Annotated in this window: 21 protein-coding genes and 1 tRNA gene; all 22 read right to left on the bottom strand. The window is 58.4% G+C overall.

From position 1 onward, the window contains the following. Positions 1 to 33: 33 nt before the first annotated feature. Positions 34 to 1,236 (bottom strand): alanine--tRNA ligase-related protein, encoded by a 1,203-nt coding sequence (locus DWX75_RS00555; protein ID WP_118013866.1) that lies wholly within the window; start codon positions 1,234 to 1,236, stop codon positions 34 to 36. Positions 1,237 to 1,322: 86 nt separating this feature from the next. Beyond that, positions 1,323 to 1,970: a TrkA family potassium uptake protein gene (locus DWX75_RS00550; RefSeq protein ID WP_118013864.1), complete on the bottom strand. Its 648-nt coding sequence runs from the start codon at positions 1,968 to 1,970 to the stop codon at positions 1,323 to 1,325. Between the two features lie 22 nt (positions 1,971 to 1,992). Continuing rightward, complete coding sequence (locus DWX75_RS00545) at positions 1,993 to 3,324, bottom strand: TrkH family potassium uptake protein (RefSeq protein WP_118013862.1); 1,332 nt, start codon at positions 3,322 to 3,324, stop codon at positions 1,993 to 1,995. A 78-nt stretch (positions 3,325 to 3,402) separates the two neighbouring features. Beyond that, positions 3,403 to 3,487: transfer RNA gene (locus DWX75_RS00540), tRNA-Leu, on the bottom strand. 65 nt (positions 3,488 to 3,552) lie between these two features. Beyond that, positions 3,553 to 4,722 (bottom strand): D-alanyl-D-alanine carboxypeptidase family protein, encoded by a 1,170-nt coding sequence (locus tag DWX75_RS00535; RefSeq protein WP_118013860.1) that lies wholly within the window; start codon positions 4,720 to 4,722, stop codon positions 3,553 to 3,555. Between the two features lie 105 nt (positions 4,723 to 4,827). After that, entirely contained in the window at positions 4,828 to 6,204 is a 1,377-nt protein-coding gene (gene radA / locus DWX75_RS00530) for a DNA repair protein RadA (RefSeq protein ID WP_118013858.1), read from the bottom strand. Positions 6,205 to 6,214: 10 nt separating this feature from the next. Next, on the bottom strand, positions 6,215 to 6,352 hold the full coding sequence (locus tag DWX75_RS12035; protein ID WP_158558740.1) for a hypothetical protein: 138 nt from the start codon (positions 6,350 to 6,352) through the stop codon (positions 6,215 to 6,217). Next, entirely contained in the window at positions 6,339 to 8,855 is a 2,517-nt protein-coding gene (locus tag DWX75_RS00525) for an ATP-dependent Clp protease ATP-binding subunit (protein WP_118013856.1), read from the bottom strand. Before DWX75_RS00525 ends, DWX75_RS12035 begins: the two co-directional genes overlap by 14 nt. Next, complete coding sequence (locus tag DWX75_RS00520; protein ID WP_118013854.1) at positions 8,852 to 9,940, bottom strand: protein arginine kinase; 1,089 nt, start codon at positions 9,938 to 9,940, stop codon at positions 8,852 to 8,854. Before DWX75_RS00520 ends, DWX75_RS00525 begins: the two co-directional genes overlap by 4 nt. Beyond that, positions 9,930 to 10,478, bottom strand: a complete 549-nt coding sequence (locus tag DWX75_RS00515; protein ID WP_118013852.1) for a UvrB/UvrC motif-containing protein — start codon at positions 10,476 to 10,478, stop codon at positions 9,930 to 9,932. The genes DWX75_RS00520 and DWX75_RS00515 overlap by 11 nt, the downstream gene beginning before the upstream one ends. A 60-nt stretch (positions 10,479 to 10,538) precedes the next feature. Continuing rightward, positions 10,539 to 10,991: a CtsR family transcriptional regulator gene (locus DWX75_RS00510; protein ID WP_118014021.1), complete on the bottom strand. Its 453-nt coding sequence runs from the start codon at positions 10,989 to 10,991 to the stop codon at positions 10,539 to 10,541. 139 nt (positions 10,992 to 11,130) lie between these two features. Further along, complete coding sequence (locus DWX75_RS00505; protein WP_118013850.1) at positions 11,131 to 12,018, bottom strand: metal ABC transporter substrate-binding protein; 888 nt, start codon at positions 12,016 to 12,018, stop codon at positions 11,131 to 11,133. Between the two features lie 86 nt (positions 12,019 to 12,104). Then, positions 12,105 to 13,049 (bottom strand): nitronate monooxygenase, encoded by a 945-nt coding sequence (locus tag DWX75_RS00500; RefSeq protein WP_118013847.1) that lies wholly within the window; start codon positions 13,047 to 13,049, stop codon positions 12,105 to 12,107. A gap of 98 nt (positions 13,050 to 13,147) precedes the next feature. After that, a complete protein-coding gene (locus DWX75_RS00495) occupies positions 13,148 to 13,534 on the bottom strand; it encodes a biotin/lipoyl-containing protein (RefSeq protein WP_118013845.1) in 387 nt (128 codons plus the stop codon). A gap of 50 nt (positions 13,535 to 13,584) precedes the next feature. Beyond that, a complete protein-coding gene (locus DWX75_RS00490) occupies positions 13,585 to 13,734 on the bottom strand; it encodes a methylmalonyl-CoA carboxyltransferase (RefSeq protein WP_199497476.1) in 150 nt (49 codons plus the stop codon). Positions 13,735 to 13,750: 16 nt separating this feature from the next. Then, positions 13,751 to 15,280, bottom strand: coding sequence for an acyl-CoA carboxylase subunit beta (locus tag DWX75_RS00485; protein ID WP_118013843.1), 1,530 nt, complete (start codon positions 15,278 to 15,280; stop codon positions 13,751 to 13,753). 100 nt (positions 15,281 to 15,380) lie between these two features. Next, positions 15,381 to 15,797, bottom strand: coding sequence for a methylmalonyl-CoA epimerase (gene mce / locus DWX75_RS00480; RefSeq protein WP_118013841.1), 417 nt, complete (start codon positions 15,795 to 15,797; stop codon positions 15,381 to 15,383). Between the two features lie 34 nt (positions 15,798 to 15,831). Then, positions 15,832 to 16,848 carry a methylmalonyl Co-A mutase-associated GTPase MeaB gene (gene meaB / locus DWX75_RS00475; protein ID WP_118013839.1) on the bottom strand — a complete coding sequence of 339 codons (1,017 nt, stop codon included), beginning with the start codon at positions 16,846 to 16,848 and terminating at the stop codon, positions 15,832 to 15,834. A 132-nt stretch (positions 16,849 to 16,980) separates the two neighbouring features. Further along, positions 16,981 to 17,376, bottom strand: a complete 396-nt coding sequence (locus DWX75_RS00470; RefSeq protein ID WP_118013837.1) for a cobalamin B12-binding domain-containing protein — start codon at positions 17,374 to 17,376, stop codon at positions 16,981 to 16,983. Positions 17,377 to 17,442: 66 nt separating this feature from the next. Further along, positions 17,443 to 19,092 carry a methylmalonyl-CoA mutase gene (locus DWX75_RS00465; protein WP_118013835.1) on the bottom strand — a complete coding sequence of 550 codons (1,650 nt, stop codon included), beginning with the start codon at positions 19,090 to 19,092 and terminating at the stop codon, positions 17,443 to 17,445. A gap of 64 nt (positions 19,093 to 19,156) precedes the next feature. Continuing rightward, positions 19,157 to 20,656, bottom strand: coding sequence for an acetyl-CoA hydrolase/transferase family protein (locus DWX75_RS00460; RefSeq protein ID WP_118013833.1), 1,500 nt, complete (start codon positions 20,654 to 20,656; stop codon positions 19,157 to 19,159). 267 nt (positions 20,657 to 20,923) lie between these two features. After that, entirely contained in the window at positions 20,924 to 21,553 is a 630-nt protein-coding gene (locus DWX75_RS00455; protein ID WP_233519412.1) for a redox-sensing transcriptional repressor Rex, read from the bottom strand. Positions 21,554 to 22,002: the final 449 nt, after the last annotated feature.

Genomic DNA, 22,002 nt, shown 5'->3' with positions numbered 1-22,002 from the left:
TTCCTCTTTTCCGACAGTATTCCAAAACAGTTCTTACCAGGCGGCGGCAAGGTCCGCTGCCATCTGCTGCCAGCCCTCAACACAGGCGGCGCTGCCCTGGCAGGCATCCGGCCGTCCGCCGCCGCGTCCCTTGAAGCGGTCGTTGACTTCCTTGAGCTTCTGCTGGCAGTTCACATCATCTGACGCGGCAGACAGGATGTAATTGATGCGCGCGCCGTTCCGGTAGAAGACGGCCACCACGGCATGCTCCCGTTCGAGTGCTTTCTTGGCAAGGGCCTTGGCCTGTGACGGCGTCAGATCCTCGCGGATAAAGACGAGCTTGCGATGGCCCGCCTGATCAAATACCGGCTTGGCGTCCATCTCGCGCAGCTCGTAGTCGAGCAGCCGGTCCGTAAGGGCTGTGACCTGCGCGCCGAGTGCCTTCTTTTCTTCCTCGAGGCGCTCGACCCCCGCAGCGATCTCTTCTTCCTTGACCGAGAGACGATTGGAAACGTCCTGTGCCGCCCGCATCCAGACATCCATCTTCTGCAGGGCCTCGCGGCCACAGAGGAAACTGATGCGCGAACCGCCCTTATGGCGCTCCACCTTGAGGACCTTGACGAGCCCCACCATGCCGGTCGTCGGCGGATGCGTGCCGCAGCAGGTGCAGGAATCGTTGCCCTCGACGGAAACGATGCGCAGGAGCCCCTTGAGCTTGTCGTTGAATTTGCGCAGCGGCCGCTTGGCCGCATGTTCTGCGGGCACGAGCTCCACATGGATGGGCCGGTCTTCCTCGATGGCCTGATTCGTCATGGCTTCAGCTGCCATGGCCTCCTCATAATCCACCTCGCGGCTGATATCGATGGAAACCATGTCAGGGTGCATGTGGAAGCCCACATTATCCGCCCCGTAGAGCTTCCAGAACGCATAGGACAGCATGTGTTCCCCGCAGTGCTGCTGCATGTGATCAAAGCGTTCCTGCCAGTTGAGCTGACAGGTCACGAGCATGCCTGCAGCAAGCGGCTGCTTCGTCTTATGATAAATGACGCCGTCCCGTTCCGAAGCATGCAGGACCTCGATGGCATCTCTGCCGTTCCTGAGCACGCCGCGGTCGCTGAGCTGTCCGCCGCCCTCCGGGAAAAAGACCGTCTGATCCAGGACAATCCGGTAGCCGTCTTTGGCTGGCTCACAAGCCTGCACCGTTGCCTCACAGGACTGCAGCATGACATTCTCTTCAAATAATTTTTTGGTCTTCAAACTGCAACACTCCTTTTCTACAGGTATTCAACAGGCGGGCCGATTTTCCTGCCGGCAGCACCGGATACAGCGTCTTTGCGCGATGCTCAGAATTTCACGAAACGCTCCATGTCCTCCTGCTTGCCGAGGACCAGGATGGAATCCTCCGCCCGCAGCATCGTCTGAGGCGTGATCTCCACCGTCAGGCTGCCCCCAACCTTGATGCCGAGCACATTGACATGGTAATTGCGGCGGATATCGAGCTCCCCGATGGTGTGTCCCGCCCAAACGGCCGGCATCGAGATCTCGTAGACCGCATAGCCGGGACTAAGCTCGAAGTAATCGAGCAAGTGGTTGGAGCCGTAGCGGATGGCCGTCCAGAGAGCCAGCTGCTTCTCCGGATAGACGACCTCATCGGCACCGTTGCGGCGCAGGAAGCGCTCATGGATGCTGCTTGACGCACGGGCTACGATATAGCGCGCACCGAGCTCTCGCAGCTGCAGTGTCGTCTCCAGAGAACTCTGGAAATCGTCGCCGATTGCTACGATGCACGTATCGAAATTGCTGACGCCGAGCGACTCAAGAAAATGCCTGTCGGTCGTGTCGGCAATCAGGGCATTGTTCGTATAAGCCAGCACCTGATTGACGAGGTCCTCGTTTTTGTCGATGGCCAAAATCTCGTGATGCATGGCATGCAGCTTGCGGGCCACGTGGCGGCCATAGCGGCCAAGCCCGATCAGTAATATGGATTTCATTTTTTACACCTCACTGCCATCGTCAGCCGATGGTAATCTTGCCCTCTGGCAGGCGGCGCCGCGCCGCGCTCTTCCTGCTGTGCAGGGCGTAAATCATGGTCAGGGCGCCGACGCGTCCGAAATACATCAGGAACATCAAGAGCCCCTGAGACAGCGGCGACAATTTCTCCGTCAGGCCGATGGAAAGGCCGACCGTGCCGATGGCCGATGACGTTTCCAGCATGCAGTCAATCATGGTTGCATGGTCAAAGACACTGATGAAGATGCTGATGCCCATGAACAGGAACAAGTACATCATGAAGATGGCCAGCGCATGCTGCAGCGCCTCCATCGGCATGCGCCTCGACAGGCATTCGACATCGCGCTTCATCGTCAGGGCCGAAATCATGGCCATGAAGAGCGTGAAGGCCGTCGTGACCTTGATGCCGCCTGCGGTCGACCCTGGGGCGCCGCCCGTCAGCATCAGGAGCACCATCAGGCAGCGCCCGGCCTCGCTCAGATCCTCGATGTTCATCGTATTGAAGCCGGCCGTGCGCGGCGTGACGGATTGAAACAGTGCCTGCCAGAACCGCGTGAAGGCATCCGTGCCCGCCAGCTCCTGCGTGAAGAAGAAAAGGGCCGGCAGGAAAATGAGCACAGCCGTCATGATCATGATGATGCGCGTCTGGAACGTCCAGTGACTGACGTGATGGCGGTGCGTGATGAGATCAGCCCAGGTCAGAAAGCCCAGGCCACCGGCCACGATGAGCCCCATGATCGTCAGATTGACCAGAGGATCAGCGGCATAGGCCATCAGGGAACCGCCGCCGCGGCTCCCCAGAAGATCAAAGCCCGCGTTGCAGAAGGCCGAGATGGCGTGAAAGAACGCCATCCAGATACCGTGCTGCCAGCCATAATCGCGGATAAAGACCGGCGCGAGCAGGCAGGCTCCGAGAAACTCCACCCCAATCGTAAATTTGAGGATGAAGCGCAGGAGGCGGACGATGCCGCCGAGCTGCTGCGCGGAGAGCGCCTCCTGCATCGTATGGCGCTGCATGAGGCCCACGCGCTGCCCCGAGGCCATCGTGACGGCCACGGCCATGGTCACGACGCCAAGGCCGCCAATCTGTATGAGGATGAGGATGACGAGCTGGCCGAAGAACGACCAGTAGGAAGCCGTATCCTCCACGGTCAGTCCCGTCACGCACGAAGCCGAAACGGCAGTGAAGGAGGCCGACAGGAAGCTAGTACCGCGCCCGTCGCTCGTCGCCAGCGGCGTCATGAGCAGCATGGTGCCCATGGCAATGAGCAGCAGGAAGCTCAGCACGATGAGCTGGAAGGACGAGAGCCGGCGCAGGCCGTGCAAGATATTCATGGTAATGGAAATCCTTTCATAATAAAACGGGGCTGCCCCCACCGAGTTTCCTCCGTGTGACAACCCCGAACTTTGCTCTGGTGCGGATGAAGGGGCTTGAACCCATACGCCTTGCGGCACTGGATCCTAAATCCAGCGCGTCTGCCAATTCCGCCACATCCGCATAGGGACATTATAATATAATCGTCTTGCCACTGTCAACCGCATGCCAGGCGCAGGAAACAGGCATCAAAGCCACGTCAGCACGCCCTCGAAGACGCCCACGAGCCAGGAACCGAGCGAGAATCCCGGCTCCACCGGATTGGCGATGAGGTCGACGCTGCCGACCGGCTGCCCGTCGTATGACAGGATGAGTTTGCCGACGGCTTCGCCGGGCTCGATGGGCGCGGCAATGACCTTCGGCAGGTCATACGAAATCGTATAATGCTCGGCAGATTCTCCCGGCAGCAGCGGATAATAGATATCCCCCGCCGGAACCACCTTGGTCCGCGAATGAACGCCGCCCTTGACCCAGACGTGACGCTTGCATGCGGAGGCCGTCGGCCCGGCAGCCATAGTCGTCTCAGCAAAGCCGTAATCCAGGATGCGCCGCATATCCTTGAAGCGGTCCTCTTCGCTCGCCGCATGCATGACCACGGCGATGAGCCTGACATCGCCGCGTTCCGCCGAAGCGGCCAGGCAGCCGCCGGCCGCCTTCGTCCAGCCCGTCTTGATGCCCGTGATGCCCTCATAGCGGCCCAGGAGCTCATTCGTGTTCTCCACGAGCAGCTGCTTGCCTGCAGGCTCTTCCCAGCGGATCGTGCGCTGCTGCTGGCGCACGATATCGCGGAACACGGGATTCCGCATGGCATACTGTGCCAGCCGTGCCATATCGTGAGGCGTCGAATAGTGGTCTTCATCCGTCAACCCGTTCGGATTCGCGAAATGCGTGCCGGTCATGCCGAGCTCCGCCGCTTTTTCATTCATGCGCGCGACAAAGTCGGGGACGCTGCCGTCCGCTGCTTCCGCAATGGCCACCGCCGCCCCGTTGTCCGATGCCATCATCATGCCGCGCAGGATTTCCTCAAAGCGCATCGTATCGCCCGCTGCGATTTGCAGCGGCGTATCCTCGGTCTGCGCCGCGAGCGGCGAAATCTTCACGAGGCTGTCGGGCGTCAGGCTGTTCATGCCCAGAATGCAGGTCATCATCTTCGTCATGCTGGCCGGATAATGGCGCTCCTCACCATGCTTCGACCAGAGCACGCGGCCCGTCTGCGCATCGATGAGGATGGCCGCATCCGCCGTAACCTCAGGCTCTTCCGCCTGCGCCAGCGAGGCCGGCAGCAACAGGAACAACAGGAAAAAGACGAGCAGGCCGGCCCGCCTGACGCAGCCCGCCCTATCACATAATCGAGGCATATCATACCCTCCCAGAAGTCGTTTTTTTCTTCACAAGAAAAACCTTCCCCAGCCGAGGAAGGTTTTCTGCGGATGATTCTATTATAACACGTCACGGCGTCCTGTCTATGCCTTCGGCATGGCCAGGCGCAGCGCATCGCCGATGGTTTCCGCCCCATAGAGCGAAATCCCTTCAATCGTATCCTTAAGCTGGCGGTAATTCTTCATAGGCAGGACGACGTGCTGGAAGCCCAGGCGTTTGGCTTCATGGATGCGCAGGTCCGCCTGGCTGACAGCCCGGACTTCGCCGGAGAGCCCGACCTCGCCGAAGACGATGGTCTTGGGCCGCAGCAGCCGGTTGGCAAAGCTCGAAGCCATGGCCACGCAGAGGCCGAGATCAGCCGCCGGCTCATCGATGCGGATGCCGCCGGCCACCTTGACGTAAACATCGCAGGCGCCGATTGAAAGATGGACGCGCTTCTCGAGCACGGCCAGCAGAAGCTGGATCCTCTTGACGTCGACGGAATCAGCCGTGCGGCGCGGCGGCACATACGGCGTGGGCGCCACGAGGGCCTGAAGCTCCACGAGCAGCGGCCGCGTGCCCTCGACGGTCGGCACGATGACCGTGCCGGAGTCCTGCTCGCGGTCCGACAAAAAGAGTTTCGAAGCATCGGGTACATCGACGAGCCCCACATCGCGCATCTCGAACAGACCGAGCTCGTTCGTGCTGCCAAAGCGGTTCTTGACCGCGCGCAGCACACGATACTCCGCATTGCGCTCCCCCTCGAAGTAGAGCACCGTATCGACGATATGCTCGAGGACGCGCGGTCCCGCGAGCGTGCCATCCTTCGTGACATGGCCGATGATAAACGCCGCGATGCCATTCGTCTTGGCAATGCGCAATAAATCGACGGAGCATTCGCGCACCTGGGAGACGGAGCCCGGCGCACTCTGCACATCGGGCTTGAATATGGTCTGGATGGAATCGATGACCAGAAGCTTCGGCTTTTCGGCAAGGATGTGCTGCTCAATCGTCTCGAGATTCGTCTCGCTGACGACGAGCAGGGAATCCGCCAGCGCGTGCAGACGGTCGGCCCGCATGCGCACCTGCCGCGTGCTCTCCTCACCGGTCACGTAAAGCACCTTGCGGCCGCCCCGCGCCACCTCGGCACAGACGCGCAGCGTCAGACTCGATTTGCCGACGCCGGGATCGCCGACGATGAGCACCATGGAGCCCGGAATGACGCCGCCGCCGAGCACGCGGTCAAGTTCGCCCGAGCCCGTCGCAAAGCGCGGCAGATCCTCAATGCGAACCTCGGCAATCGGCTGTGGCTTGCGCGCATCGGAGAGCCCGAGGCGCAGGCCTCCCGACGCCGGTTCCGGCGTCACCGTTTCCTCGACCATGGTATTCCAGGCACCACAGCCCGGACAGCGGCCGAGCCACTTCGGCGTATCGTACCCGCATTCCTGGCAGACATAGACGGTCTTCTTTTTCTTGGGCAATCGCGACACCTCACTTCTCTCTTGTCAGCAACTTCCGCACGAGGCGGATGGTCCAGCGGCCGAGCCAGACGACCGCCCAGATGAGATTCTGGCAGAAGTTCCAGAACCTTGCCCCATATCCTTCCGGCAGCAGCTTATTCCTTGGCATGGACGCCCCCTGCCGGCTGAGCCGCTTTTTCGTCCGTTTCATCCTTGTCCTCCCTGCGCGCAAACGTCAGCTCATCGCCGCTCTTGCGCACGAGGATGGTATCGCCGGAACGGAATTCGCGTGCGAGCAGCCGCTCGGCGATGCGGTCCTCGACGAGCTTCTGGATGGCCCGCTTCAGGGGACGGGCACCGTATTTGAAATCCGTGCCCTGTTCCACGAGTTTGTTCTTGGCCGCCGGGCTGATGTCGAGGCGGATGTCACGTTCCTGCAGGCGCTTGCGGACATCCCGCAGCAGGATATCCACGATGCGCTCGAGCTCGGCGCGGCCGAGTGGATGGAAGACGATGAGCTCATCGATGCGGTTGAGGAATTCCGGTTTGAACACATGGCGGATGGACTGCAGCACGCGTTTTCTCCCGGCTTCTTCTCCGTTGTCTCCGTCGTCGCCGCCTACGGCAAAGCCAAGTGAACCGCCCGTGCGGCGCAGGAGATCGGCGCCCGCATTGCTCGTCATGATGATGACCGTATTGCGGAAATCCACGGTCCTGCCCTTGCCATCCGTCAGGCGGCCATCGTCGAGGACCTGCAGCAGGATGTTGAAGACATCGGGATGCGCCTTCTCGATCTCGTCGAGCAGGATAATGGAATACGGCTTGCGGCGCACGGCATCCGTGAGCTGACCGCCTTCCTCATAGCCCACGTAGCCCGGAGGCGCACCGACCATGCGGGAAACTGCATACTTTTCCATGTACTCGGACATATCGAAGCGGATGATGGCATCTTCCGTGCCGAACAGGGCTTCCGACAGCGCCTTGGCAAGCTCCGTCTTGCCGACGCCCGTCGGTCCGAGGAACAGGAACGAGCCGATGGGACGCTTCGGATCCTTGAGCCCCGCCCGCGCGCGGCGCACCGCCTTGGAAACGGCTTCCACCGCTTCCTGCTGGCCGACGACGCGGCGCGCAAGGATCTTCTCCATATGCAGCAGCCGGTCGGATTCCTTGGCCGCAATCTGCCTGACGGGCACGCCCGTCCACTGCGCCACGACATCGGCAATGTCGTCAGCCCGCACGACAATGCGGCTCGTGCCGCGTTTCTCGAGCTTGCGCTTGGCTTCATCAAGCTCATCTTTCACAAGTTGGGCCTTGTCGCGAAGCTTCGCCGCGCGCTCGTAATCCTGCGCGGCAATGGCTGCCTCTTTATCACTCTGCAGCTTGTCGAGTCTGGCACGCACGTCCTTCAGGTGATCCGGCTGAGCCACCTGCTTCATGCGGACCTTGGAAGCGGCTTCATCCATAAGGTCGATGGCCTTATCCGGCAGAAAGCGGTCCGTGATGTACCGCTGCGAAAGGCGCACGGCCGCATCAATGGCCTCGTCCTCGATATGCGCACGGTGGAAATCCTCATACTTGGGACGCAGGCCATACAAAATCTTCTTGGCATCTTCCTCATCGGGCTCCTCGACCATGATGGTCTGGAACCTTCTGGAAAGGGCTGCATCCTTTTCCAGATGCTTCTTGTATTCGTCAAGCGTCGTTGCACCGATGATCTGAATCTCGCCGCGCGAGAGCGCCGGCTTCAGGATATTGGCCGCATCGAGTGCGCCCTCCGCCGCACCGGCGCCGATGAGCGTGTGCATCTCATCGATGAACAGGATGATGCTGCCATCCTTACGGATCTCGTCGATGAGCCCCTTGAGGCGTTCCTCAAACTCACCACGATACTTGGCACCAGCCACGAGCGAAGCCATCGAGAGCGAGATGACTTTCTTGTCGCGCAGCATGTACGGGACGGTGCCTTCCACAATGCGCTGCGCCAGCCCCTCAGCGATGGCCGTCTTGCCGACGCCCGGCTCGCCGATGAGGATGGGATTGTTCTTCGTGCGACGCGAAAGAATCTGAACGACGCGCTGGATTTCCTTGTCGCGGCCGATGACGGGGTCCATATGGCCCTCTTTGGCCACATCGTTGAGGTTGCGGCCGAAGCGCTCCACCATCATCGGCTGATGCGTGCGGCCGCGCGCCTCACCGCGGCCGGCTGAGGCCTCGCCGTCGCCTTCAGGATGCGGGCTGTCGATGCGCGCCAGCACCTCATCCTGCAGGGCGTCGAAATCCACGCCCAGGCTGATGAGGAGTTCCGTCGCCGCTCCCTCCGTTTCCTCGAGCAGGGCCAGCAGGATATGTTCCGTGCCGATGTAATTATGGCGAAGGCTCTGTGCCTCCTCGACGGCCCCTTCCATGACGCGCTTGGCCCGCGGCGTATAGTAGGGATTGTCCGACGGATAATCCGTCTCGCCGGACACCATTGCCTCTACCCTCTGCATGACGGTGTCGAAGTTCAGTCCGACTGCTGACAGCGCCTCATAGGCCACGCTGCCCTCCTCATGCAGGAGGCCCAGCAGGATATGCTCCGTGCCGATGTAGTCCTGTTCGAGATTGCGCGACACGTACTGCGCGAATTCGATGGCCTTGATGGCACGGCTGGTAAAATGATTGCGATAATTCATTTTGGAGCCTCCTGGCCGCGGGCATGTGCCAGAAGTGCCTGGCGCACATGATTGGCCCGCAGCCTGTCTATTTCATGTTTGGATAAATTCTCATTCTCTGCAACATTCTGCAGGTAGCTCGTGCGGCTGCTGATGAGGATCTCGGCGAAGCAATCGGCCGCGACCTCGTTGATGAGCTTGAGATCGATGCCAAGGCGCACCTTCGATAAGAGTTCCAAGACCTCCTGTTCCGACAGCAGGCGCGCGTAGCGCAGCGTGCCATAGGCACGCCATACCTCATCTTCGAGGCGTTCCTTCATGTAGAGGGCCAGGGCCTTGCGCGCCTGGCGCTCATGGGAAACGATCTCCATGACAGCCGTCTTGAGGTTCTCGATGATCTCATTCTCCGAGAAGCCCAGCGTCAGCTGATTGGAAATCTGGAACAGATTGCCGAAACGTTCTTTCTCGTCACCGTACACGCTGCGGATGGCCAGGCCAAGCTGCGGCGAGATGTTGACGATACTCTCGATATTGTGCGTGAAGACGAGTCCCGGCAGATGCAGCAGCACTGACGCGCGCAGACCCGTGCCGAGGTTCGTCGGGCACGAGGTCAAATAGCCCATCTTCTCATCAAAGGCAATATCGAGCTTGTCTTCAATCATATCATCGATATGCGAGGCCTTGGCAAACGGCGTATCGAGGTCGAGCCCCGGCGCCATGCACTGGATGCGCAGGTGATCCTCCTCATTGATCATGATGCTCGTGCGGCAGTCTTCGGTGATGAACGCCACGCGATGCTGCGGATTCTGGATGAAGTTGTTGCTGATGAGCTGCTTCTCCACGAGCACATCGCGCTGCAGCGGACTCAGGCGCTCCATATCGAGCAAATCAAAATCCTGCTGCAGATCCGCGGCAATGCCCGGCAGGATCTTCTCGACCTGCAGGCGCACCTCGGCGAGCTGGTTGAAATCCGCCCGGTTCGGGAACGGCACCTGACGGAAGTTGCGGGCCAAGCGGATCCGGCTTGCGAGCACGACATCGCTCTCCCTGCCCTCAGCGGCCAGCCAGGAAAGGCTGCTGTCGCGCAAAAGCGTATTAACGGACATCGGCACGGCCCCCTTCCTTCTCCTCCAGTTCCTTCTCGAGCAGCCGCACGCGGTCGCGCAGCTCTGCGGCTTTCTCATACTCTTCCTGCGCGACGCACTCCTTGAGCGCCCGGCGCAGCGTCTCGATCTCATGTTTCTTCTCGAGGCGGCCGCCGCTGCGGTGCGGGATCTTGCCGCTGTGCGTGCTCGAGCCGTGAATGCGGCGCAGCAGCGGCTCCAGCTGACGGCGGAACGTACTGTAACAGACGCTGCAGCCGATCTTGCCCGTCTGCTGGAAATCGCGGTAACTCATGCCACAGTTCGGGCAGACCAGTTCCGTCACCTGTTCCTTTGTGCGCTCCGCGGCGCCCGTATCGGCGCTGAAAACGCCCTTGAGGAAGTCATTCATCGATACGTTCTTCCTGCGCTGCGGTTCCACGAGGAATTCGCTGTAATTCGCCGCGCATTCCTCACAAAGATTCTTCTCGACACGGCCATTCGGGCCGATCTGCGTAATATGGACAACGGCCCGGTTACGGCCGCAATCATCGCATAACATCATGCGTTCCCCCTTTACCAGGTATTCTCTCTGCTACGATATCCTACGGGAAATCGCGATCTACGAAAAATTCTCCACCGTCATCAGCATGGCCTTGAGCAGATGAACGCGCTCCTTGGCAGACATGCCCTCCGACTGATACACCGACGTCACGACCTGCATCATCAGCGCTGCCTCGCGGTTCGTGATCATCTCGTGCTGCAGAAGATACCGGACCATCGACTGCACCGTCTGGTAATCCGTATCCTCCTTAATCTTCTCTATCATATCCTGATAGACGAGATTCTTCAGAGGCACCTGCACGATGCGGATATAGCCGCCGAGACCGCGGCGCGACTCTACGACAAAGCCCTTTGCCGGCGTGAAGCGCGTGGACAGCACATAACTGATCTGGGACGGAGCACAGGAAATCTCGTCCGCGATATCCGTGCGCCGCAGCTCCACCTTGCCGTCCTGCTTCGTCGCAAGCTGACGCAAGATATACGCTTCAATCAAATCTGCAATATTACTCACGATAATCACCTTCACTTGCAATTGACTATTTGACTATTAGTTTCCTATATTATATTTGATTTTTTGACTTTCTGCAAGTAGAAAATACATGCGTGAAAAAAGCCGCATGAGCAACACTCTGCTCATGCGGCTGAAATCCTTACTGGAGTGCCTCTTTGAGGACTTCCATATTCTTCTTCATCGCATCGATATAGGCATCCATCGCCTGCTCGTTCGCCTCTCCCGTCACCACGGGATCAAGCTGATAGACCTTTGCGCCCGTCTCAGCGGCAATCGTCTTCGCCGCTGACGGCGAATACTGCGGCTCCGTAAAGAGCACCTTGACCGGCAGCGCATTCACCTGGCGGATGGTTTCCTCAAGTTCCTGAGGCGTCGGCTCCGTCCCCGGCTCGCGCTCAATCACGCTGACCACGTTGAGCTTGAATTCCTTGGCCAGGTACGGGAAAGCCTCGTGGAACGTCACGATATCCTTGTGCGGCAGGTTGTCGAGCTCCTCGTGCATCTGCGTGCGCAGCTTGTCGAGCTTTGTCACGTAATCGAGCGCATTCTTACGGTAAGCATCAGCATGTGCCGGGTCTGCCTCGCAGAGCTGGCTCGTGATGGCCTTGACCTGCTCAATGCTGTACGTCACGCTGAGCCAGACATGCGGATTCTCCTCATCGCCATCCTTGAGCAGGTTAATCTCATCTGACTTCGAGGCATCGATGATCTTGAGATTCTTCTGCTGCTTGACGACCTTGTCGAGGAAGCTCTCCATGCCGGCGCCGTTGACGACGAAAGCATCGGCCTTCTCAAGCGTCTTCATGTCTTCCGTCGTCAGCTGGTAATCGTGCAGGCAGCCCGTCTGCGGCTTCGTCATGTTGACGACCTCGACGCCATCCACGCCCTTCGTGATGTTGATGACATCGATATACATCGGATAGAACGACGTGACAATGCGGAACGCCTTCTTGTCGCTGCCCCCCTGCTTCGTGCTGCCGCAGCCCGCCACGAGGACGACGAGCAGCAGGCAGAGGACCAGGCTCATGATTCGTTTCAAAAAAATTCTCCCTTCTTTTGTAAAAGAGGAGCGCCGGCAATGCTCTTGCCTGCGCTCTTGAAATTCCATCTCAATTATATTTTTATTGTAGCAGCTTTGTCAAGCGTTTCGCGTGCCTGCCGGATGATCCGCTCGATGATCACGGCCGCCGGCTCAATGGCGGTGAGCGGTGTCAGGCTCTGACCGGCCTGCATCATGCCGTGCTCCACATCGCCGTCGACGGCTGCCAGCCGGTTCGTGCCCGTGGCCATCTTGAGGAGCGTATCCTTATCCGTTTCTCCGGCGAGCTCCAGCTCGACAAAATGCTCCGCGAAAAGATTGCGCAGGCCGCGCACGGCGCCGCCGATGGTCAGGCCCGTCACGATGCTGTCGGTATCCGTCGCCTCGAGCAGTTTCTGCTTCATATTCGGATGTGCGGGGCATTCCTGCGCCACGAGGAAGCGCGTGCCCATCTGCACGCCCGCTGCGCCCATCAAGAGCGCCGCAGCCAGGCCGCGGCCATCGGCAAAGCCGCCCGCCATGATGACGGGGATATGCATTTCGGGGATGACCTGCGTCATGAGCGGCAGCGTGCAGAGCGTGCCGATGTGGCCGCCGGCCTCCATGCCCTCGACGACGATTGCGTCAGCCCCCTTCGCCTCGACGCGCTTTGCCAGGCGCAGATTCGGCACCACGGGAATGACCTTGACACCCGCTTCGTGCAGTTTATCAAAATACGGCACGGGGTTGCCGGCACCGAGGGTCACGAAAGCCGGCTTCTCCCGGCAGATGACCTCGACAATCTCCTCTTTGTTCGGAGCCATGAGCATGACATTGACGCCAAACGGCTTGTCCGTGAGCGTCCGGCAGCGGCGAATCTCCTGCTCCGTATATTCCGTTGTGCGTCCGCCCGTCGAGATGATGCCGGCACCGCCCGCATTCGATACGGCCGCAGCCAGGCCTGCATCCGAGATCCAGGCCATGCCGCCCTGGATGATGGGATAGCGGATCCCCAGAAGTTCAGTCAAACGTGTCGCCATGATAAGCCTCCTTATGTGAATGACTTGTATAAATGGATACGAAAAAGGGCTGCCGGCACCCGGTATTTGCCCGATGCGGCAGCCCCATGCTATAGCGATCAGCCGAGGATGACGAGAGAATCGTGAACCTTGACGCTCTGGCCAGCCGTGACGTTGAACGTCTTGACCGTGCCGTCCGTGTCAGCCGTGATCTCATTCTGCATCTTCATGGCCTCGAGGATCAGCAGGACATCGCCGGCCTTGACAGCCTGGCCTTCCTGAGCGACGAGCTTGACGATCTTGCCCGGCATCGGAGCATCGATGGAATGCTCACCAGCGCCGGCAGCGACAGCAGCCTTGGCCGGTGCAGCCGGTGCAGCCGGAGCTTTCGGAGCCGGAGCAGCCTTCGGTGCAGCTGCTTTCGGAGCAGCAGCCGGAGCAGCCTTTACTTCTTCTACTTCTACTTCATAGGACGTGCCATTTACCGTGATATTGAACTTTTTCATTGAACTTTCCTCCAAGTTATCTGTAATCCATCATGGATGACGCATCAGCTTCAGCGGCGGCCGCCGCGGGCAGCCAGGGCCCAGGCGTTGCTCGTGCGCTTGATGCGGACGGCGATGACACGATTGCCGGTCATCATCTGGACAGCAGCCGAAATCGCAGCAACGACTTCCGGGCTGACCTCTTTTGCATCAATTTTCAAGTTGCTCACCCCTCAATCAAAGCGGAATATTGCCGTGCTTCTTGGCAGGGCCGACCTCACGCTTGCTGGCAAGGGCGTTGAGGGCCGTGATGATGCAGGGGCGCGTCTCCTTCGGCTCGATGACCATATCGACGTAGCCGCGCTCAGCCGCAACGTACGGCGTAGCAAAGTTCTCGACGTATTCCTTCGTCTTTGCTTCCTTGTCCGGATCCTTGCGGAAGATGATGTTGGCTGCACCAGCCGGACCCATGACAGCGATCTCAGCCGTCGGCCATGCCATGACCTGATCAGCACCGAGCTCGCGGCAGCACATGGCGATGTAGGAGCCGCCGTATGCCTTGCGCGTGATGACCGTGACCTTCGGCACCGTCGCCTCGCTGTACGCGTAGAGCATCTTGGCGCCGTGGCGGATGATGCCGTTGTGCTCCTGATCGACACCCGGCAGGAAGCCCGGTACATCGACGAGGTTGACGAGCGGGATGTTGAAGGCATCGCAGAAGCGGATGAAGCGTGCCGCCTTATCGGATGCATCGACATCGAGGCAGCCGGCCATGACGTTCGGCTGGTTGGCGATGATACCAACGCTGCGGCCGTCGAAGCGTGCGAAGCAGCAGATGATGTTCGTGGCGAAATGCTCATGCACTTCGTAGAATTCACCGTTATCGACGAGCGAACGGATGACATCCTTCATATCGTACGGCATGTTCGGATTGTCCGGGATGATGGTGTTGAGGCTCTCATCCTGGCGGTCCGGATCATCACCCGTCTCGACGACCGGTGCATCTTCCATGTTGTTGCTCGGCAGGAAGGACAGCAGGTAACGGATCTGCTTGATGCAGTCCTCTTCGTTCTCTGCCGCGAAGTGAGCGACACCGCTTCTCGTGTTGTGCGTCATCGCACCGCCGAGCTGCTCTGCCGTGACTTCCTCAGCCGTAACGGATTTGATGACGGCCGGGCCCGTGATGAACATCTGGCTCGTGTTCTTGACCATGTAGATGAAATCTGTGATGGCCGGGCTGTAAACAGCACCGCCGGCGCACGGTCCCATGATGACGGAGATCTGCGGGATGACGCCCGAAGAAGCCGTATTGCGGTAGAAAATGCCGCCAAAGCCCGAGAGGGCATCGACTGCTTCCTGGATGCGGGCACCGCCGGAATCGTTGATGCCGATGCAGGGTGCGCCCATCTTGAGAGCCAGATCCTGGACTTTCCAGATCTTATGCGCGTGCTTCTCGCCGAGCGAACCGCCCGAAACCGTGAAGTCCTGTGCATAAGCATAGACGAGGCGTCCGTCGATCGTGCCGTAGCCCGTGACAACACCTTCACCAGGCATTTCCTTTTTCTCCATGCCGAAGTTCGTGCAGCGATGCTTCATGAACATATCGAGTTCAACAAACGTGCCCTCATCGAACAGCATGTTGATGCGTTCACGAGCCGTCAGTTTGCCCTTTTGATGCTGCTTGTCAATGCGAGCCTGACCGCCACCCAATCTGATGTGTGCTTTTTTCGCATTCATCAGGTCAATTTTTTCCTGAACAGTAGCCATTATATACCTCCTAATGTAAAGCATATCGCTTTGTTCTTGCAAGTTCTATTTTGCACGATTTACGTGAAAAATGCAAGGATTTATCACCAAGTGATAAAACTTAGTCGCGCTGGCAGAGCTCGAGGAGGACGCCGTGGGAAGCTTTCGGATGAACAAATGCGATCTTGGCACCGCCTGCACCCTTGCGCGGCTTCTCATCGATAAGGCGTACGCCCTTCTCCTTGAGATCTGCCAGAGCAGCCTCGAGGTCATCGACGCGCAGAGCGATGTGCTGAATGCCGCCGCGTCCCTTGTTCTTCTCGATGAATTTCGCGATTGGGGATTCCTCATCCGTAGCAGCCAGCAGCTCGATCTCGCTGCCATTCGGCGTCGGGAAGAAGCCCGTCGTGACCTTCTGCTCCGCAACCGTCTCTTCGCCGTTGGCCGGCAGGCCAAGTGCTTCCGTCCAGAATGCACCGACTTCCTTGAGATCCGTGACAGCAATACCGATATGGTCGACACCTAAAACCTTGAACATAATGGTTTCCTCCTCCAAAATCACTAAACTCTCGTTATTTCAGCATTTCCTGAAGCAGCTCCCCGACTACGGAGTACGGGTCTGTCTCATGATGCTTGATCTTCTCGACGTAGCCATCAAGCCTGCCCGTCGCGACAATCTTGTTCTTGACGTAGCGTCCGATACTGCTCTCGAGGATATCGAGCATTTCATCGCGCGTGCGCTTCGTGCGGCGCCAGGAAAGTTCGCCGTCGCCTTCGATATGGACGCGATGCTTGTGGATGCTTTCAAGCAGTACATCAATGCCCTCATTCTGATTGGCGACCACTTTGTCGATGGACGGACGCCAGCCCGTCGTCGGTGCCATGATGGCGGCCGACAGATGATGGAACTGATCCTGCAGGGCCTTCTTCGTCTCATCCGAAGTCATCATGGTATTCGCATCGAGATCGAGCATCATGTTGAGCTCACGCACGAGCTTGTCGGCTCCGTCGTGATCGGCCTTGTTGACGCAGAACACGTCGCCGATTTCGAGGATACCGGCCTTGATGGCCTGAATGTCATCGCCCATGCCGGGGATCAGCACGACTACCGTCGTATCAGCGGCCTTGACGATATCGACCTCGGACTGGCCGACACCGACCGTCTCGACGATGATGATATCCTTGCCGAAGGCATCCATGGCCTTGACGGCATCGGCCGTCTTATGGGACAGTCCGCCGAGGCTGCCGCGCGTGCCCATGCTGCGGATGAATACACCCGCATCAAGCGTCAGGCCGTTCATGCGGATGCGGTCGCCGAGAATGGCACCGCCCGTGAACGGGCTCGTCGGATCCACGGCGATGATACCCACCGTCTTGCCCTGTGAGCGATACGCCCTGGCAATCTTATCGGTCAATGTGCTCTTGCCGGCACCAGGAGGGCCGGTAATGCCCAGGACATAAGCATGGCCCGTGTGCGGATAGATCTCCTTCATGATATCCGTCGCTTCCTCGTATTCATTCTCGATGGCCGTGATGGCACGGGAAAGCGCCAGACGGTTGCCCGCCAAAAGCTCCTTTGCTATATCCAAGACCTCACCACCTTTCTCATGATTCAATCGTCAACCATCCAAACGCCTGTCGTTTACAGATGGCTGCAATAAAATAGTGCTGGCAGCAAGGGGCCAAGATTCCCATCGGCCCCAGGCTCCCAACACTTATGCTTACGCTTTTACATGTTCTTTGATGAAGTTGACAACGTCGCCCGTCGGCGTGCCCGGCGTGAAGACCTCGGCAATGCCGGCTTCCTTGAGGGCCGGGATATCAGCCTCAGGAATGACGCCGCCGCCGATGATCAGGACATCGTTCATGCCTTCCTTGCGGACGAGGTCGACGACTTTCGGGAAGAGATGGCCGTGTGCACCGGAGAGGATGCTCATCGCAATGACGTTGACATCTTCCTGCAGGGCAGCTTCAGCAATCTGTTCCGGCGTCTGGCGCAGGCCCGTATAGATGACCTCGAAGCCAGCATCACGCAGCGCGCGGGCAACGACCTTTGCACCGCGGTCATGGCCGTCAAGGCCCGGTTTTGCAACTAATACTCTGATTTTCTTTTCCATTTCGATTCCTCCAAACTATCGCACAAGGCGATACGTGTACGCAAGATTCCTGCGGCAGATGACAGCTTAAAGGCTGACATGTGCCTCGTATTCACCGAATACTTCACGCATGACGTTGCAGATCTCGCCGAGGGTTGCATACGTCTTGACAGCAGCCAGGATATGCGGCATGAGGTTTTCATGCTCGTCCTCGCAGGCAGCCTTGAGGTCAGCCAGTGCAGCCTTGACTGCTTCGTTGTCGCGTTTTGCCTTCATGGCCTCGACTTTGGCCTTCTGGCGCTCGCCGACAGCTTCATCAACCTTCAGCAGGTCTTTTGGAGGTTCTTCGTTTTCCATCTGGAACTTGTTGACGCCGACAATCGTGCGGGCACCGGACTCAACGTCCATCTGCCACTTGTAAGCGCTGTCCTGGATTTCCTTCTGGATGTAGCCCTTCTCGATGGCAGCAACGGCGCCGCCCATCTCGTCAATCTTCTTAATGTAGTCCCAAGCCTCAGCCTCGATCTTGTTCGTCATGGCCTCGACATAGTAGGAGCCAGCCAGCGGATCGATGACATCGGCCAGGCCGCTTTCGTAAGCGACGATCTGCTGCGTGCGCAGAGCGATCGTGACGGATTCCTGCGTCGGCAGAGCAAGTGCTTCATCGCGGGAGTTCGTGTGCAGGGACTGCGTGCCGCCCATAACAGCAGCGGCCGTCTGCAGAGCAACGCGGACGATGTTGTTGTTCGGCTGCTGAGCCGTCAGCATGGAACCAGCCGTCTGAGTATGGAAGCGCAGCTTCATGGACTTGTCCTTCTGAGCATGGAAGCGCTCTTTCATGACCTTGGCCCAGATACGGCGGGACGCACGGAACTTCGCAACTTCTTCCAGCACATTGTTGTGTGCATTCCAGAAGAAGGACAGACGGCCGGCGAAATCGTCGATGTGCAGGCCAGCCTTGAGAGCTGCCTCGCAGTAAGCGATACCATCGGCAATCGTGAAGGCGATTTCCTGTGCAGCCGTCGAACCAGCCTCACGGATATGGTAGCCGGAAATGGAGATTGTATTCCATTTCGGTACGTATTTCGAGCAATATTCAAAGATATTCGTGATCAGACGCATCGACGGACGCGGCGGGAAGATGTACGTGCCGCGGGCCGAATACTCCTTGAGGATATCGTTCTGAATCGTGCCGCGCAGCTGGTCAGCCGGAACACCCTGCTTCTCAGCAACAGCGATGTACATGGCGAGCAGGACCGAAGCCGGTGCATTGATCGTCATGGACGTGGAAACCTTGCCCAGATCGATCTTGTCGAACAGCGTCTCCATATCAGCCAGCGAATCGATGGCAACACCGACCTTGCCGACCTCGCCCTCTGCAATCGGGTCCGTGGAATCGTAACCGATCTGCGTCGGCAGGTCGAAGGCGCAGGAAAGGCCCGTGGCGCCATTCTCAATCAGCATGCGGTAGCGCTTGTTGGATTCCTCAGCCGTCGAGAAACCTGCGTACATGCGCATCGTCCAGAAGCGGCCGCGGTACATCGTCGGCTGTACGCCGCGCGTATACGGATAAACGCCTGGGAAGCTGAGTTCCTCTGCATAGTCCTCATCCTTGATGTCGAGCGGCGTATAGAGGCGCTGCTCCGGAAGATGCGGACGCTCCGGGAAGCGGGCGATTGCTTTTTCGACGCTGGCTTTGTATTTTTCAAGCTCAGCCTGGATTTTTTCATTGCTCATAGTGGAAATCCTCCTGACTTCATTCCAGTCATTCTCTATGTAAATGTATCTTGAGATTGATGGCTTATTTCATCGTGCCGTCCTTCAGGAATTTCTCGTGGAACGAGAATGCTTCCTCGAGGATATGCGGCGTATGATTGTGCTTCGTGGCGGCATCTGCACGCTGGAAGTAATCGAGCAGCTGTGGACGGTAATCCGGATGAGCACAGTTGTTGATGATCTCAAGCGCACGCTCGCGCGGAGCCTTGCCGCGCAGGTCAGCAATGCCCTGCTCCGTGACGATGATATCGACATCGTGTTCCGTGTGGTCGATGTGCGAGCAGAACGGGACAACCGAGGAGATCTTGCCATCCTTGGCTACCGACGGCGTGTAGAAGATGGTCAGGTAAGCATTGCGTGCGAAATCGCCGCTGCCGCCGATGCCGTTCATCATCTTCGTGCCCGTGATATGGGTCGAGTTGACGTTGCCGTAGATATCGACCTCGATGGCCGTATTCATGGCGATGACGCCGAGACGATGGACGACTTCCGGACTGTTGGAGATTTCCTCCGGGCGCAGCAGCAGATATTTCTTGTACTTTGCCACATCTTTGTAGAAGCGTGCCAGGCCCTCAGGCGACGGCGAGAAGGCCGTGCCGGAAGCGAAATTCAGCTTGCCCGCATCGATGAGGTCGAGCATGCCGTCCTGGATGACTTCGGTGTAAACAGTCAGATCCTTGAGGTCCGAATCGACGAAACCTGCGATGACGGCATTGGCGACATTGCCGACACCCGACTGCAGCGGCAGCAGGTTCTTCGGCATGCGGCCCGCATCGATCTCCTTCTGCAGGAAGTCGAGCGTAAAGGCCGACATCTTCTTGGAGTTCTCGTCGATGGCCGACAGGGAACGCGTGTGATCCTTGATATCGCAGGGAACGATGTACTTGATCTTCTCCGGCGTGCACGGGATGTACGGCGTGCCGACGCGGTCATCTGCCTTGACGATTGGGATTGGCAGACGGTTTGGCGGGTCGAGCGGGATGTAGACATCGTGCATGCCCTCGAGCTCGAGCGGCTGAGATACGTTGACCTCAACGATGACGGTATCGGCCGACTGCACGTAGGAAGCGGCGTTGCCGAGAGACGTCGTCGGGATGATGTTGCCCTCTTCCGTGATGGCACATGCCTCGACGATGGCTACATCGATCTTGCCGAGATAGCCGCAGCGGCTCAGCTGAGCCGATTCCGAAAGATGCAGGTCGAGATAATCGACCGAGCCATCGTTGATCTCACTGCGGAGCACCTTGTCCGTCTGATACGGCAGACGTTTCTTGATGCCGTGTACGGAAGCCAGGACATCATCGAGCTCCGGGCCCGTCGATGCACCCGTCCACAGATTAATCGTAAACGGTTCTTTCTTCATGCGCTCTGCCAGAGCAATCGGCACAGCTTTTGGATAAGCAGAAGCTGTGAATCCGCTCGTCGCAACATTCATGCCAGGTTTGATGAATGCGGCAGCTTCTTCGGCAGTCACAATCTTCTCCTGCAGGGACTTGTTACGCACGCGATCGAGAATATCAATCATCAGAAAACCTCCCCCATCGATATCGGGATTCCCCTTCGTAAAAAAACAGTAAAAGCATGGATACGATACAACAATGGTCTTCGCCCCCGTGCTTCACAAACGAGAGTTTGAGAAAATTATAACACAAGGTTATCATAACGATAGTCTATAATCATAGGTTATCGTATTGTTATGTATCAATTATGCCTCATGCCTAAGAATACCACGAAAAAGACGTGCCGTCAATACAGTCTGATTGACGGCACGTCCGTGAGTACGTGACGATATTCACTTTCTCGTAATGTGGTACGAAAGGCTGCTGAGCCCGATGGACAGATCTTCATTGACGATATGCATCGTTTCGGGGACCTTCATCTTGATGGGGGCAAAATTCCAGATGCCCTTGACACCGGCAGCGACAAGCTGGTCGGCCACGCCCTGTGCAAAAGCAGCCGGAACGGCGATAATGCCGATCTGGATATTGCGTTCCTTGACAACCCTCTTGAGATTGCGGATATCCTCCACCTTGACATGGTTGACGATCGTGCCGATGACATTCGGGTCCTGATCGAAAAGGGCCACGAGATTGAAGCCCAGCGTTACGAAATTCTGGTAGTTGGCGAGCGCCGCGCCGAGATGACCGATGCCGACAACCGCGATATTCCAATGGTTGTTGAGGCCCAGTATCTCGCCCACATTGCGCTTGAGCTCATTGACGTAGTACCCGACGCCCTTCTTGCCGAACTGGCCGAAGGAAGCGAGATCCTTGCGGATCTGCTCCGGCGTGATGCCGAGACGGCGTCCGAGATCCTCGGAAGAAATGATATCCCGCCCCTCGTCCTGCACGAGCCGCAGGGTGCGGAAATATAACGGCAGGCGGTCAATGGTCGCCTTGGATATGCTTGTCTGTTCCTTCATGCGCATCCTCCTTCTCTTGCGTTTCAGGCGCATCTGCCTGCTCATCTGATGCTTCTTCTGCATCCGGTGAACTGGCTGTCTCTTCGGCATCGGCCGCATCAGCCACAGCATCTGCATCATCTGCACCGTCTTTGGCTGCTTTGTCGGCTTTATCGGCTGTGTCGGTTTTGTCCTCGGCAGCCTGTTCCTCTGCCTGCGCAGCCGCATCGCCGTCAGCCGTGTCGCTGGGCTGCGGCGCAGCCGGGTCCTGCGCATCAGCCGTTTCCTGCGCGTCAGACTTCTTTACCGAAGCCTCCTCGATGATGGCGGCAATGTCTTCGGCCGAGATGGTCACATGGCCGTCGTCAGCCGGCTTTTTGCCAGCTTGTTCCTGCGGTGCCTCGGTTTTCTCCGAAGCAGCCTCGGTTTTTGTTTCAGGTGCCGTTGTATTTTCTGAATTTGCATCTTTT

Origin of the sequence: Mitsuokella sp. AF21-1AC (assembly GCF_003458855.1) — a bacterium.
Classification (GTDB): domain Bacteria; phylum Bacillota; class Negativicutes; order Selenomonadales; family Selenomonadaceae; genus Mitsuokella.
Note: the sequence above shows the minus strand (reverse complement) of the source record. Positions and strands in the feature narration are given on the sequence as shown.